General features: G+C 62.3%; 12 protein-coding genes and 1 tRNA gene. 9 read left to right on the top strand and 4 right to left on the bottom strand.

The features are described 5' to 3' along the window. Window positions 1-113: 113 nt before the first annotated feature. The 7 genes from yajC (at window position 114) to D5400_RS13580 (ending at window position 7,654) form a co-directional block, all read left to right on the top strand. Window positions 114-437: a preprotein translocase subunit YajC gene (gene yajC, locus D5400_RS13610; protein WP_126010510.1), complete on the top strand. Its 324-nt coding sequence runs from the start codon at window positions 114-116 to the stop codon at window positions 435-437. A 100-nt stretch (window positions 438-537) separates the two neighbouring features. Beyond that, on the top strand, window positions 538-3,105 hold the full coding sequence (gene secDF, locus D5400_RS13605) for a protein translocase subunit SecDF (RefSeq protein ID WP_126010509.1): 2,568 nt from the start codon (window positions 538-540) through the stop codon (window positions 3,103-3,105). 4 nt (window positions 3,106-3,109) lie between these two features. Next, window positions 3,110-3,496: an Mth938-like domain-containing protein gene (locus D5400_RS13600; protein ID WP_126010508.1), complete on the top strand. Its 387-nt coding sequence runs from the start codon at window positions 3,110-3,112 to the stop codon at window positions 3,494-3,496. Window positions 3,497-3,502: 6 nt separating this feature from the next. Next, window positions 3,503-4,369 (top strand): phytoene/squalene synthase family protein, encoded by an 867-nt coding sequence (locus D5400_RS13595; protein ID WP_126010507.1) that lies wholly within the window; start codon window positions 3,503-3,505, stop codon window positions 4,367-4,369. Window positions 4,370-4,489: 120 nt separating this feature from the next. Beyond that, window positions 4,490-4,951, top strand: coding sequence for a hypothetical protein (locus D5400_RS13590; protein WP_126010506.1), 462 nt, complete (start codon window positions 4,490-4,492; stop codon window positions 4,949-4,951). Continuing rightward, entirely contained in the window at window positions 4,938-5,882 is a 945-nt protein-coding gene (locus tag D5400_RS13585; protein ID WP_126010505.1) for a sterol desaturase family protein, read from the top strand. The genes D5400_RS13590 and D5400_RS13585 overlap by 14 nt, the downstream gene beginning before the upstream one ends. Then, window positions 5,879-7,654, top strand: coding sequence for a DUF4153 domain-containing protein (locus tag D5400_RS13580; protein WP_126010504.1), 1,776 nt, complete (start codon window positions 5,879-5,881; stop codon window positions 7,652-7,654). Before D5400_RS13585 ends, D5400_RS13580 begins: the two co-directional genes overlap by 4 nt. 21 nt (window positions 7,655-7,675) lie before the next feature. On the opposite strand, the gene trmFO is transcribed toward D5400_RS13580, so the two are convergent. The 4 genes from trmFO to D5400_RS13560 all read right to left on the bottom strand — a co-directional run bounded on the left by trmFO (window position 7,676) and on the right by D5400_RS13560 (window position 9,948). Further along, window positions 7,676-9,112: a methylenetetrahydrofolate--tRNA-(uracil(54)-C(5))-methyltransferase (FADH(2)-oxidizing) TrmFO gene (gene trmFO / locus D5400_RS13575; RefSeq protein ID WP_126010503.1), complete on the bottom strand. Its 1,437-nt coding sequence runs from the start codon at window positions 9,110-9,112 to the stop codon at window positions 7,676-7,678. A gap of 44 nt (window positions 9,113-9,156) precedes the next feature. Next, on the bottom strand, window positions 9,157-9,297 hold the full coding sequence (locus D5400_RS13570) for a YjiS-like domain-containing protein (RefSeq protein WP_126010502.1): 141 nt from the start codon (window positions 9,295-9,297) through the stop codon (window positions 9,157-9,159). A 187-nt stretch (window positions 9,298-9,484) separates the two neighbouring features. Beyond that, window positions 9,485-9,628 carry a DUF1127 domain-containing protein gene (locus D5400_RS13565; RefSeq protein ID WP_126010501.1) on the bottom strand — a complete coding sequence of 48 codons (144 nt, stop codon included), beginning with the start codon at window positions 9,626-9,628 and terminating at the stop codon, window positions 9,485-9,487. 179 nt (window positions 9,629-9,807) lie between these two features. Then, a complete protein-coding gene (locus tag D5400_RS13560; protein ID WP_126010500.1) occupies window positions 9,808-9,948 on the bottom strand; it encodes a DUF1127 domain-containing protein in 141 nt (46 codons plus the stop codon). Between the two features lie 800 nt (window positions 9,949-10,748). On the opposite strand from D5400_RS13560, the gene D5400_RS13555 reads away from it, so the two are divergent. Both D5400_RS13555 and tig read left to right on the top strand, forming a co-directional pair. After that, window positions 10,749-10,833, top strand: a tRNA-Leu gene (locus D5400_RS13555). 98 nt (window positions 10,834-10,931) lie between these two features. After that, a complete protein-coding gene (gene tig / locus D5400_RS13550) occupies window positions 10,932-12,416 on the top strand; it encodes a trigger factor (RefSeq protein WP_126010499.1) in 1,485 nt (494 codons plus the stop codon). Window positions 12,417-12,505 lie beyond the last annotated feature (89 nt).

Below are 12,505 nucleotides of genomic sequence, written 5' to 3'. Positions count from 1 at the left end.
CGGCTTGGATGACGCGCCCAGTTCGGTTGCATTCCAAGGCGTCGTGGCTATATTCCGCGCACGCCAAGGGGGGCAAAAAGCCGCCGCAACGAGTTTTCCGAAGGAGCCTATTCATGTTCGTCACTCCGGCCTATGCGCAGTCCGCGGGCGGCGGCGCCGAGATCGTCATGTCGATCCTGCCGTTCATCCTGATCTTCGTCATCATGTACTTCCTCATCATCCGGCCTCAGCGCCAGCAGATGAAGAAGCGCGAGGAAATGCTGAAGGGCATTCGTCGTGGCGACCAGATCGTGACGGGCGGTGGCATCCTGGCGCGTGTTACCAAGGTGATCGACGACACTGAACTGGAAGCGGAAATTGCCGAGGGCACCAAGGTGCGGATTGCCCGCGCGCTGATTGCCGACGTCCGCGTCAAGGGCGAGCCGGTCAAGGAATAGCCCTTCGCCGTAGAAAGACCATCCTGCGCTCCTAGAGGGGGCGCATAGACCGCGGACCGATGGAGCCATCGGTCCGCAATCCAATTGGAAGCACCTCGCCATGCTGTATTTCGCCCGCTGGAAAACCATCCTGATCTGGCTCGTGGTTCTCGCCGGCGTCGTCGTCGCGGCACCGAACCTGGTCTCGCAGGAACGGCTGGCGGGTCTCCCCGATTGGCTGCCCAAGCGGCAGATGACACTGGGCCTCGATCTGCAGGGTGGCGTCCATCTCCTTCTCGAGATCGATCGCGACGACATCGTCGAAGAGCGTCTGCGCACCGTCGAGAGCGACGTCAGGCAGTATCTGCGCGAAGCCGGCATCGGCTATACCGGTCTCGTGCGCTCCGACACGTCGGTCCGCGTTCGCATCCGTGATGCCGAGCAACTGGCTGCAGCACGCACGGCTCTGCAGCCGCTGACGGCGCCGGTCAATTCCGGCCTGTTTGGCGGCGGAACGGTGAGCGAAGTCGCGATCAACGAGCCGGAAACGGGCGTCCTCAACATCGGGCTCACTGATTCCGGGATCGACTACCGCATGTCGTCGGCAGTCGCGCAGTCGGTCGAAGTGGTTCGCCGCCGTATCGACGAACTCGGCACGACTGAGCCGACCATCCAGCGCCAGGGCTCCAACCGAGTGCTCGTGCAGGTTCCGGGCGAGGCCGATCCGCAGCGCGTCAAGGATCTGATCGGTCAGACCGCTCGACTGTCGTTCCGCATGGTCGATACGTCCATCCCCGTGCAGGAAGCGATCAACGGGCGGCCGCCGGCCACATCGGAAGTGCTCCAGTCCGTCGAAGGCGATCAGCCTTATCTCGTCGAGATCCGCGAGCTCGTTTCGGGCGAAAGCCTGACCGACTCACAGGCCGGTTTCGATCAGCGCACCAATGAGCCGATCGTGACGTTCCGCTTCGATTCGCGCGGCGCGCAGGCATTCGGCGCGGCGACGCAGCAGAATGTCGGCCGTCCTTTCGCGATCGTGCTCGACAACCAGGTCATCTCCGCACCTGTCATCAACGAACCTATCCTCGGTGGTTCTGGCCAGATTTCCGGCAGCTTCACACCGCAGACGGCCAATGACCTCGCCATCCTCCTGCGCGCCGGTGCGTTGCCGGCGGATCTGACCGTCGTTGAAGAACGCGCAGTCGGTCCGGGTCTCGGTGCCGATTCCATCGCGGCTGGTCAGTTCGCCTCGATCATCGGCGGACTGCTGGTCGTGGTGTTCATGATCGTTGCCTACGGCCAGCTCGGCATCATCGCCAACATCGCGCTTGTCGCCAACGTCGCACTCATCATCGCGATCCTGACATTCCTCGGTGCGACGCTCACCTTGCCGGGCATCGCCGGCATCATCCTCACCATGGGCATGGCGGTCGATTCCAACGTCATCATCTATGAGCGCGTCAAGGAAGAGCGCAGACAGGGACGCAGCCTTGTTCAGTCGCTCGATGCGGGCTTTTCCCGCGCCATGGCTACGGTTCTCGACGCCAATATGACCACGCTGATCGCCGCCGTGATCCTGTTCTATCTCGGCTCCGGCCCGGTTCGCGGCTTCGCCATCACGCTTGCGATCGGCATCGTGACCACCGTCTTCACCGCCTTCACGCTCACCCGCTGGCTGATCGCGTTCTGGCTGCGTCGTGCTAAGCCGAAGGAAATGCCGAAGGGCATGGTCACGCTGGTGCCGCCGGATACGAAGATCGGCTTCATGCGCTGGCGCAAGGCTGCTTTCGGCTTCTCGATCGTCTCGTCGATCGCCGCGATCGCCATGTTCTTCGCCATGGGCCTGAACTACGGCATCGACTTTCTTGGCGGGTCGAGCATCGAAGTGCGCGCCCAGTCGGGTGTCGCCGATGTCGCCGATGTCCGCAACAGGCTCGGCAGCCTGCAGATCGGCGAGGTCCAGGTTCAGGAATTCGGTTCCGAAAGCGATCTGCTCGTCCGCATCGGCTCTGCCGAGGACGACGTGACGACGCAGGCCAACGTCACTGCCGCACAGCAGGAACTGGCATCCGACTACGAGATCCGGCGTGTTGAAGTGGTCGGGCCAACGGTTTCGTCGGAACTGGCACTGGCCGGCACGATCGGCGTTCTTGCCGCGATGGCGGCGATGCTCGTCTATATCTGGCTGCGGTTTGAATGGCACTTTGGCCTGGGCGCCATCGCCTCGACCCTGCATGACGTGATCCTGATGATCGGGTTCTTCGTGCTCTTCGGCATCGAATTCAATCTGACGAGTATCGCGGCCATCCTCACGATCGTTGGCTATTCGATCAACGATACCGTGGTCGTCTACGACCGCGTGCGTGAGAATCTGCGGCGCTACAAGAAGATGCCGTTGATCGAGCTTCTGGATCTGTCGATGAACCAGACGCTTTCGCGAACTGTGCTCACCGGCATCACGACGCTGCTGGCCTTGACGGCGCTCTACCTGTTCGGCGGTGAAGTCATTGCCTCGTTCACGCTGGCAATGATCATCGGTATCGTCGTCGGTACTTACTCGTCGATCTTCATCGCCGGTCCGATGCTCGTGCTTTTCAACCTTCGTCCGGGCGCGCTGTCGCTCGACGATGGCAATGAGCGTGGCAGCACGACCGAGGGTGCGATCGATCAGCGTCCTGGAACGGCCTGAGCCCATGGCGAAAGGCATCGTCATTCGCGAAGCGCACTTTCCGGGACGCGCGCCCATCGACGCATATGGGGACGGGGGCTTCCGGTTTGCCGACATGTCGCATCGCGGATCGCTGCTGTGCCTGCCGTCGGGCATTCACGGCTGGTCGGCGGAGGAGGGCGCGGCACTGGATGTCGAGCTCTTCGAGCGGGTGCTGGCGGAAGCCGGCGACATCGAGGTGTTGCTGGTCGGCACGGGCCGCGAAATCCGACCTCTCCCCAAGGAGCTGAAGGCCGCGTTTCGGGCAGCCGGCATGACGTCCGACCCCATGAGCACAGGTGCGGCCGTGCGGACCTACAATGTCATGCTGGCCGAATCGCGCGCTGTCGCCGCTGCCTTGATCGTCGTTTGATCCCCCATGGATCGCGAGGCCGACGGCACGCTGACGCAACACGAAGCATACTGCCTCGCTGAGCTGCGCGAGCTCGATCGGGATCGCTATCTCGCCTGCCTGCTTTCACCGGCTTCGGTCCGCGGTGCGCTCGCTTCGCTCTACCTGTTCAACGCGGAGATCGCGCGCGTTCGCGACCTCGTACGTGAGCCATTGGCCGGCGAAGTGCGTCTGCAGTGGTGGCGCGATGTGATCACCGGTTCGGGTACGAGCGCCGCAGCAGGCCACCCGGGTGCCGAGGCGCTGCTGGCTACGATCGACCGACACCGCCTGCCACGCGGTGCCTTCGATCGTTTCATCGAAGCCCGCCTCTTCGATCTTTACGATGATCCCATGCCGGACCGCGCAGGCTTCGAAGCCTATGCCGGTGAGACGGCAGCGACGGTCATCCAACTCGTGGCGGTGATTTTGGGTGGAGAGCGGGCAACGAGTGCTGCGGAAGCAGCAGGCCATGCAGGCGTTGCACAGGTGGTCGCCGGCACGCTGCTCCTGCTGCCCATCCACCATGCACGCGGCCAGCTGCTGGTGCCGGGCGATATTCTCTCGGCATGCGGCACCGATGCCGAATCGTTTCTGGGTGAGCGGCACCACGAAGGATCGGTGATTGCAGCCCTCGTCGCCTATGGACGCGATCATCTCGAGCGGGCACGCAGCGCCGCGAAACGGATGGACAGGGACCTGTTCGCCGCCTTCCTGCCGATTGCGCTCGTGGCTCCGATCCTTGATCGTGCGGCGCGATCCGGCAAGACGATCGAGGACCTTTCGAGCATACAGCCACCCCAGTGGCGGCGACAGCTCAGGTTGCTCCGGGCTGCCGCCACAAGTCGTTTCTAACCACGACAAAGCGGCCGCAACGAACGTGCTTGATCATCGGGCCGTTCATTGACAGCTTGACCGGCAGGGGGAGCTGGTTGCAAGGCTGGTGCGTATTCACGCTCTTGGGAGGCGGTTGCAGTGAGTCTCGGTCTGCTCGTTGCCATTGTGATAGGCGGTATCGTGCTCGTGGTCCTGACGGTTCATCGCTCAGGCGGCTCCGCACAGGCATTGCTGGATGATGCCGGCGCCGCGATCGTCGAATTCGGCAAGGCGTACCCGGCTCTTCCTATCCGCGACGTCGTGCTGACCGCGGATCGACGCGCTGCGTTCCTGCGCCTTGCCGACCAGCAGACGGGCTTCGTTCAGGCACACGGACGTCACACGATTGCACGCCTGCTGCAGGGAGGCGCCGTGCATGTGTCGGCAGGGCCGGAAGCGCGCTCGCTCGCGATCGATTTCAAGGAAACCACCTTCAAGGGCGGCGTTTTCGTGTTCGCAACGGCGGAAGACGCCGCCGAAGTGTCGCTATGGCTCATCGGAGCCCTGATTGCTGCCAGGGATGAAGAGCGGCCGTCCCGCGGAGAGAATGGCGATGCCTGATTTTCCGGATGTCACGCAACTCGCCATCCCGCTGTTCATCGGCGCGATGCTCATCGAAATCGTGCTGATCCGTCGGTTCAAGCGGCGCGGTGCCTTCGAAACGCGCGATACGCTGGCGAGCCTGCTGCTCGGCACCGGCAATGTCGTCTCCGGTCTGCTGCTCGGTTTCGTGTCTTTCGGCGTTCTGATCTGGGCGTGGGACTATCGCATCTTCGATTTCGGCACGTCCTGGTGGGCCATCGCGCTCTGCTTCGTGCTCGATGATCTGCGCTACTACTCGTATCACCGCATCGCCCATCGTTCCCGCTGGGTCTGGGCGGAGCACGTGATCCACCATTCCTCGCAGCACTACAATCTCTCTACCGCGCTTCGCCAGAGTTGGACCGGCACCTTCACGGGCATGTTCATCCTGCGGCTGCCGCTGGTGCTGATCGGCTTCCATCCGCTCGTCATCCTGTTCGTCGGCGGGCTGAACCTCGTCTATCAGTTCTGGATCCACACCGAGACGATCGGGAAGATGTGGCGGCCGATCGAATGGATCTTCAACACGCCATCTCATCATCGCGTGCACCACGCGACCAATCCGCGGTACCTGGACGCCAACTATGCCGGTTGCCTGATTATCTGGGATCGCATGTTCGGCACGTTTGTGCCGGAACTGGATAGCGACCAGCCGCGCTATGGGATCGTCCGCAATGTCGGCACCTTCAATCCGATCCGGCTCGCATTTCACGAATGGATCGACATGTTCAAGGATGCCGCACGCCCCGGGCTGACCTTGCGCCAGAGGCTCGGATACCTGTTCGCGCCGCCAGGCTGGAGCCACGACTGCTCGCGTCAGGGGTCGCTCGAACTGAAGGAAGAGTATTTGCGCCGAAACCCTGATCACATCGGAACGCCGGGCCTGCCGGGGCAGGGCGTAGCTCCGTGACATCAGTCGAACAGAACCAGTCTTCGACCGGCCCGCGCAAGGGCTGGGGCAGCGTGATCGGCGAGATGTTCGATGGCACGCTCAAAGCGCTGCGGCGTTTTCCAGTCGTGGCGCTGCTTCTGGTGCTCATCACCATCGAGGCGAATGGCCGTGTTGGCGAATGGTGGCCGCTGTTCTGGGGCGACCGCGGTTTCGCCTATCCGCTGACGGTCGCTACCATAGCGGCGCTGGCTGTCTGTCTCTCGCTACAGTCGCGGCGATTGGGGCGACTACCCGAACTGCTGCTCACCGGCTCGGCCGCGCTTCTCGCCTTCTGTCTGATCGAGTGGAAAGAAGCCGTTCGTCTGTACGAGCAGACATTCGTCGTCGCACTCGCGGGGCTGGTCCTTGTCGGCCCATTCCTGCAGCGCGGGAGCAGCGAAAGCTTCTGGCTGTTCGTGGTGCGTTTCCTGTTCGCCGGCTTGCTGGGGCTTCTCGCCCTGCTCCTCTTTGCCGGCGGCTTCTCCGCAATCCTCGCGAGCCTTACCTACCTCTTCGGCATCGCGGTCCCGGAGCAGGTCTATGGCCATGTCTGGGCGACAGTCGGCTGCTTTGCAGCGCCCTTGTTTGCGCTTGGCCAATTGCCCGCGGCGACTGATTTCGACACACCGGAAGACGCTCCAATTCCCGTTCGGCGCGGCATGCAGGTGCTCGGCGATTACGTGGCCGCACCACTGCTGATCATCTACGCCGTGCTCCTGCACATCTATGCCGCGACCATCATCCTGTCGGGTGACTGGCCGGCAGGCCAGGTAGGCTGGCTCGTGCTCACCTTCGGCGTCTGTCTGTTTGCAGCGCTGATGGTCATCCACCCGTTCCTCTCCAGCGCCCGGCCGCCGACGCGACTGCTCCTGCGCTGGTGGCCCGTCATGCTGCCCGTGCCGCTGCTCCTTCTGCTGCTGGCAACCTGGCAGCGCATCTCGGTCTATGGCGTAACGCCGGATCGTTATCTGCTGGTGCTTTTCGGAGTGGTGACGGCGGCCACCCTTCTCGCTCAACTGCGTCCGAGCCTGCGCGGCGACATCCGGGTCATCGCGGCACTTCCCGTTCTGGCGCTTCTCGTCACGTCCTTCGGGCCCCAGGGTGCGGTCAGCATCTCGATCGAAAGCCAGAGCGAGCGGTTTCGTGCGATGGTCGCCGATCCGCCCTTCACGCCGGAAGAGAACGCCGAAGCACTCGACATTCTCGGTTATCTCGAAGTCGCAGGCGGGCTCGGCGCGGTCGAGCCCGAGGCTCTGCCGAGTTCTGCCGAGGCGGGCACGGGCCTTTCACGCCGTATCGCGGTCGCCTATGGCCTTGACCCGACACTCCGAACCACGGGCGAAGCAGGCCAGTTCAGCCGATCGTTCCAGACATCGGGTGTCATCGCCACGGATGACTACGACATCCTGATCGTCGATTTCTCTGCATACCGCGGAACGACCGCGCGCAACTGGTCCGTGCCGGGGCTGTCGCAGCCGCTGTCGATCAGCCTGCGGGACAACTCCCTGACGCTCAGCATCGGAGGCGAAACGGTCGTCTTCGACGTCCCGGTCGACACCCTGTTGGAGATGGAAGACGGGACCCCGTCCGAAGCAGCCGAGATCAAGCTGTCGAGCCAAGCGCGCCAGATCAGCATTCAGCCGAACTACGTCACCTTCGATCGGTTCGACGAGCCGTCGCTCGTAACCATCGGCGGCGTTCTCTTGTTCAGGCTGTCTGACTGGAGCAGCGACGGCCCTGCCCAGCGCTGAGCGAAGGGCCAGGTTCCGCAGCTACTCGGCGGCTTGACGAAAATCGCTGTCGCCAAGCCAGGCGGCACAATCGGCGAGCGCGCGATGCGCCATGGCGCGCTTTTTGGCGATCGTCTTGTCCTTGCCGCGAAAGCGCTTCACGCCCTCCGGCCGCACGATCGCTCCCGGGTCGAGTGGCGGGAACAGACCGAAATTGACGTTCATCGGCTGGAACGACCGCTTGCCCGGCTCATCGTCGGAAACGATATGGCCACCCGTAATGTGACCCAGCAGCGAGCCGAACGCGGACGTCGCAGGCGGCACGGCGGGCGCAAGGCCCTTGGCCTCCGCTGCAGCGAAGCGGCCGGCCAGGAGACCGATTGCGGCCGATTCGACATAGCCTTCGCAGCCCGTGATCTGTCCGGCGAAGCGGATGTCCGAACGCGCCTTCAGGCGCAGCGTCGCGTCGAGCAACACCGGCGAGTTGAGATAGGTGTTGCGATGCAGGCCACCGAGACGGGCGAATTCGGCATTCTGCAGCCCGGGTATCATCCGGAAGATCTCGGTCTGTGCGCCATATTTCAGCTTTGTCTGGAAGCCGACCATGTTGAAGAGCGTACCGAGAGCATTGTCCTGGCGCAGCTGGACGACAGCATAAGCCTTTTCGGTCGGCTTGTGCGCGTTGGTCAGGCCCATCGGCTTCATCGGCCCATGGCGAAGCGTTTCGCGGCCGCGCTCGGCCATCACTTCGATCGGCAGGCAGCCATCGAAATAGGGCGTGCCTTCCCAATCCTTGAAGCTCGTCTTGTCGCCGGCAAGCAATGCGTCGACGAAGGCGTTGTATTCCGCTTCCGTCATCGGGCAGTTGATATAGTCCTTGCCCGTGCCGCCGGGGCCGACCTTGTCGTAGCGTGACTGATACCAGCAGATGTCCATGTCGATCGAATCGGCGTGGACGATGGGCGCGATCGCATCGAAGAAGGCGAGCGCATCCGCGCCTGTCACGGCTCCGATCGATTCGGCAAGCGAGGGCGCCGTCAGCGGGCCCGTGGCGATGATCGTCCGTCCCCACTCGGCGGGCGGCAGGCCGGTCACTTCCTCGCGCTCGATGGTGACGAGGGGATGTTCTTTGAGTGCCTTCGTGACGGCGTCGGAAAAGCCGACGCGGTCGACGGCGAGCGCGCCGCCCGCGGGCACCTGATTGCGGTCGCCGCATGCCATGATGAGCGAACCGGCAAGCCGCATTTCGGCATGCAGGACGCCGACGGCGTTCGTCTCCGCATCGTCCGATCGAAACGAGTTCGAGCAGACGAGCTCGGCGAGACCGTCGGTGAGGTGGGCATCGGTTCCGCGGATCGGCCGCATCTCGTGGAGGACGACGGGAATGCCTGCCTGCGCTATTTGCCAGGCGGCTTCCGAGCCGGCGAGTCCCCCGCCGATCACGTGAACGGGCTGTGTGTGACCTGCTGTATCTGTCATGCGCGCGTCATATCATTCCGGCGCGGCAAGGCCAACGGGGCGTTTTAGCGCGCCTGGCGTGCGCTGCGAGCAACGTCGAAACGCGTCAGACCGATGTCTTCGAGCGTCTCGTTGGAAAGGCCGCGAAGCGTGTTCATGGTGCGGCGGCGGCTGAGCCACGACCGGGCATTGTTGAGCGTAAGCATGGAACTGAACCTGACTGGGATGTGGCGGCGAATGGGCCGTCTCTTGGTGCTGCTTCTACTGCCGATCGGCGATCTCTAGTAGCGCCAATGTCCAAGGCCAGCCATGCGGGCCGAACACCGCTGAGATCGATCCGAAGCGGCTGCATTCGAATGCCGATTTTTGAGGCATTTGCCAGCCGCTTGAGCGCTACTTGACGGCGGTCCGCGCCACGATCGGAATATCGCGGCGGGTGAGGCCGAGATCTTCGAGCTCACGGCTCGTCATCTGCTGCAGATCGGTGCAGGCGATGCGGTATTGGCGCCAGCGTCGAAAGGACTCCGTAAGGCTCATGATGCTCGCTCTGTTCGGTCCGGGACCGCAATTTGGATCACGTCGCTCAAAACAAGAGCGCCCGCCGGGGGAGGAGATCCGGCGGGCGCACTTTGTTTGATCGGCAGCTGGGAGGAGGAGGGCCGCCGATCGCTCGGCCTGACACTGGGAGGAGGAGTGTGTCCGGCCGAATTTCTTGATTAGATCGCCTGGCGAGCGATGCGCGCGATGTCAGCGCGGTTTACACCGATGTCGCTGAGTTCGCGATCCGACATACGGGCCAGTTCGTTGCGGGTCTGACGGTACTTGCGCCAGTTGTTGAAAGTGCGTGCTACGTTCATCTTCATGTCCTTCGTATTTCCCAGGCATGCTCTTGAGCGGCCCGATCTCGTTGGACTGAAGATAGGTGCGATAGGCCAATTTGTGCAGTGCGAAATAAGCATCATGGCTATGCGCTGGCTGCAGACCGGATCAGATCGTTAAGATTTGATTCATTTGCACGTGCATCCGCGCCCAGGCCGATGGAGCACCGGATGACGCACGACATTGCCCGCCGCCGCCAACTGGCGAAAGCGAGGCGAAGCACATCAGATGATTTATATGAGAGAGTCGGAAAAAATAACGCCCGCTGGGGGAGGAGGATCCAGCGGGCGTCATTTGTGGCGATGAATGGTTGGGAGGAGGAGAACCATCCATCATATCGGAGAGGCAATGGGAGGAGGAGTTTGCCGCTCCGAATTCTTTGCCGCCTTACGGGCGACCCTCGACCGAGGCGCTCAATTGCGCCGTTCGATGACTTCAACATAAGGCGGCCGATCCGATTTGTGCAGTGCAATATCTGCATGGAAGCCATGCACCTTACGCAACTCTATCACACGTCAGCTTTTGGCCGGCCTTGCGTCCGCAATGTGAGGAGGCGATCCCAGCGTTTCAAGAGCGGGCCGCTCGCTCGCCGAGGCGAACACGGTGCATGAACGCGCTCGTTGGGCGAAGGTTCCATTCGATCTTGCGTCGATGCTAAAAGAGCGGAATGGCGGCGCCAAATACCCCATTTTTCCTTTGAACCCTCCAGAACGGGTGATATAGAGACGCGCGTTCAAGGCTGGCCCGCTATGCCTTGAGTGTTGATCTGGCGAGCAGAGCGGGTGTGGTGGAATTGGTAGACACGCCAGATTTAGGTTCTGGTGGCGAAAGCCGTGGGGGTTCAAGTCCCTCCACCCGCACCAGACAGAATTGAACGCCGCTTCCGGCAATTTGAATTCCGGTTCAGCGCTCCTCGACGACGTCGCGAGAGCGCTGCCAAGAACTATCAAGAAGGTGAACGATGCAGGTAACCGAGACCCTGGCCGAAGGCCTGAAGCGCGAGATCAAAGTCGTCGTGCCCGCGCAGGAGATGGAGCAGAAGCTCAATGAGCGCCTGGCCGATGCCAAGAACAAGGTCCGTCTGAACGGCTTCCGCCCCGGCAAGGTGCCGATGTCGCATCTCAAGAAGATGTACGGCAAGTCGTTCATGGCCGATCTCGTCAACGAGATCATCCGCGACAAGCCGGGCGCGATTCTGACCGAGCGCGGCGAGCGCTCCGCCACGCAGCCTGAAATCAAGATGACCGAGGACGAGGCGGAAGCCAACGAGATCCTCGATGCCAAGAAGGACTTCGAGTTCTCGCTGGCCTACGAAGTCATCCCGGCGATCGAACTCAAGGGCGATTCCAAGCTCACGGTCACGCGCGAAGTCGTCGACATTCCGGATGAGGAAGTCGAGGAGCAAGTGCTCCGCATCGCCGAGAACGCCAAGACCTACGAGACCAAGAAGGGCAAGGCTGCCGACGGCGATCGCGTGACGATCGACTATCTCGGCAAGATCGACGGCGAGCCCTTCGATGGCGGCAAGGACGACGATGCCGAACTGGTCATCGGCTCTAAGCGCTTCATTCCCGGCTTCGAAGAGCAGCTGATCGGCGTGAAGGCCGGCGACGAGAAGACGATCACCGTATCGTTCCCGGATGATTACCCGGCCGCAAACCTCGCCGGCAAGGAAGCCACCTTCGACATCAAGGTCAAGGACGTCGCCGCTGCCGCCGAACTGACGATCGATGACGAACTGGCCAAGAAGCTGGGCCTCGAATCGGCCGAGAAGCTGCGCGAAGTCGTTCGCGGTCAGATCGAGAGCCAGTACGGCCAGATGACCCGCCAGAAGGTGAAGCGTCAGATCCTCGACCAGCTCGACGAACTCTACCAGTTCGACACACCCGAGACGCTGGTCGATGCCGAGTTCAACAACATCTGGACGCAGATCACCCGTGATCTCGAACAATCCGGCAAGAGCTTCGAAGACGAGGATACGACTGAGGAAGCAGCACGCGAAGAGTATCGCAAGCTTGCCGAACGCCGCGTACGCCTTGGTCTGGTTCTTTCCGAGATCGGCGAAAAGGCCGGCGTGAAGGTTGCCGACGAGGAAATGCAGCGGGCCCTCTATGAGCAGGTTCGCCAGTTCCCCGGCCAGGAACGCCAGATCATGGAATACTTCCAGAAGACCCCGGGTGCAGCCGCATCGCTGCGCGCGCCGATTTTCGAGGAAAAGGTCATAGATCACCTGCTTTCCGAAGCCGACGTCACCGATAAGACCGTCAGCAAGGAAGAGCTGATGGCTGAAGAAGAGGACGAGAAGGGCAGCAAGGCCGAAGCTTCCGAAAAGAAGCCGGCCAAGAAGAAGGCTGCCAAGAAGGACGAGACGGCTGCCGCCGACGAGGGCGAGAAGAAGCCCGCCAAGAAGAAGGCAGCCAAAAAGGACGACGCCGAAGAGGCCTGATCCTCTCTTCGGATCTCTAAGTTCGACAAGAGGCCGTCCGCAAAACGCGGGCGGCCTTTTTCAATGCTTGCAGCGCGCTATGTGCCGGA

The sequence above is a fragment of the Georhizobium profundi genome (assembly GCF_003952725.1).
In the GTDB taxonomy this organism is placed as follows: Bacteria; Pseudomonadota; Alphaproteobacteria; order Rhizobiales; family Rhizobiaceae; genus Georhizobium; species Georhizobium profundi.
Note: the sequence above shows the minus strand (reverse complement) of the source record. Positions and strands in the feature narration are given on the sequence as shown.

Bases quoted from the DNA above. Each gene is read 5' to 3' on its own strand.
- yajC (WP_126010510.1), top strand. From the start codon at position 114: ATGTTCGTCACTCCGGCCTATGCGCAGTCCGCGGGCGGCGGCGCCGAG.
- secDF (WP_126010509.1), top strand. From the start codon at position 538: ATGCTGTATTTCGCCCGCTGGAAAACCATCCTGATCTGGCTCGTGGTT.
- D5400_RS13600 (WP_126010508.1), top strand. From the start codon at position 3,110: ATGGCGAAAGGCATCGTCATTCGCGAAGCGCACTTTCCGGGACGCGCG.
- D5400_RS13595 (WP_126010507.1), top strand. From the start codon at position 3,503: ATGGATCGCGAGGCCGACGGCACGCTGACGCAACACGAAGCATACTGC.
- D5400_RS13585 (WP_126010505.1), top strand. From the start codon at position 4,938: ATGGCGATGCCTGATTTTCCGGATGTCACGCAACTCGCCATCCCGCTG.
- trmFO (WP_126010503.1), bottom strand. From the start codon at position 9,112: ATGACAGATACAGCAGGTCACACACAGCCCGTTCACGTGATCGGCGGG.
- D5400_RS13570 (WP_126010502.1), bottom strand. From the start codon at position 9,297: ATGCTTACGCTCAACAATGCCCGGTCGTGGCTCAGCCGCCGCCGCACC.
- D5400_RS13565 (WP_126010501.1), bottom strand. From the start codon at position 9,628: ATGAGCCTTACGGAGTCCTTTCGACGCTGGCGCCAATACCGCATCGCC.
- D5400_RS13560 (WP_126010500.1), bottom strand. From the start codon at position 9,948: ATGAACGTAGCACGCACTTTCAACAACTGGCGCAAGTACCGTCAGACC.
- tig (WP_126010499.1), top strand. From the start codon at position 10,932: ATGCAGGTAACCGAGACCCTGGCCGAAGGCCTGAAGCGCGAGATCAAA.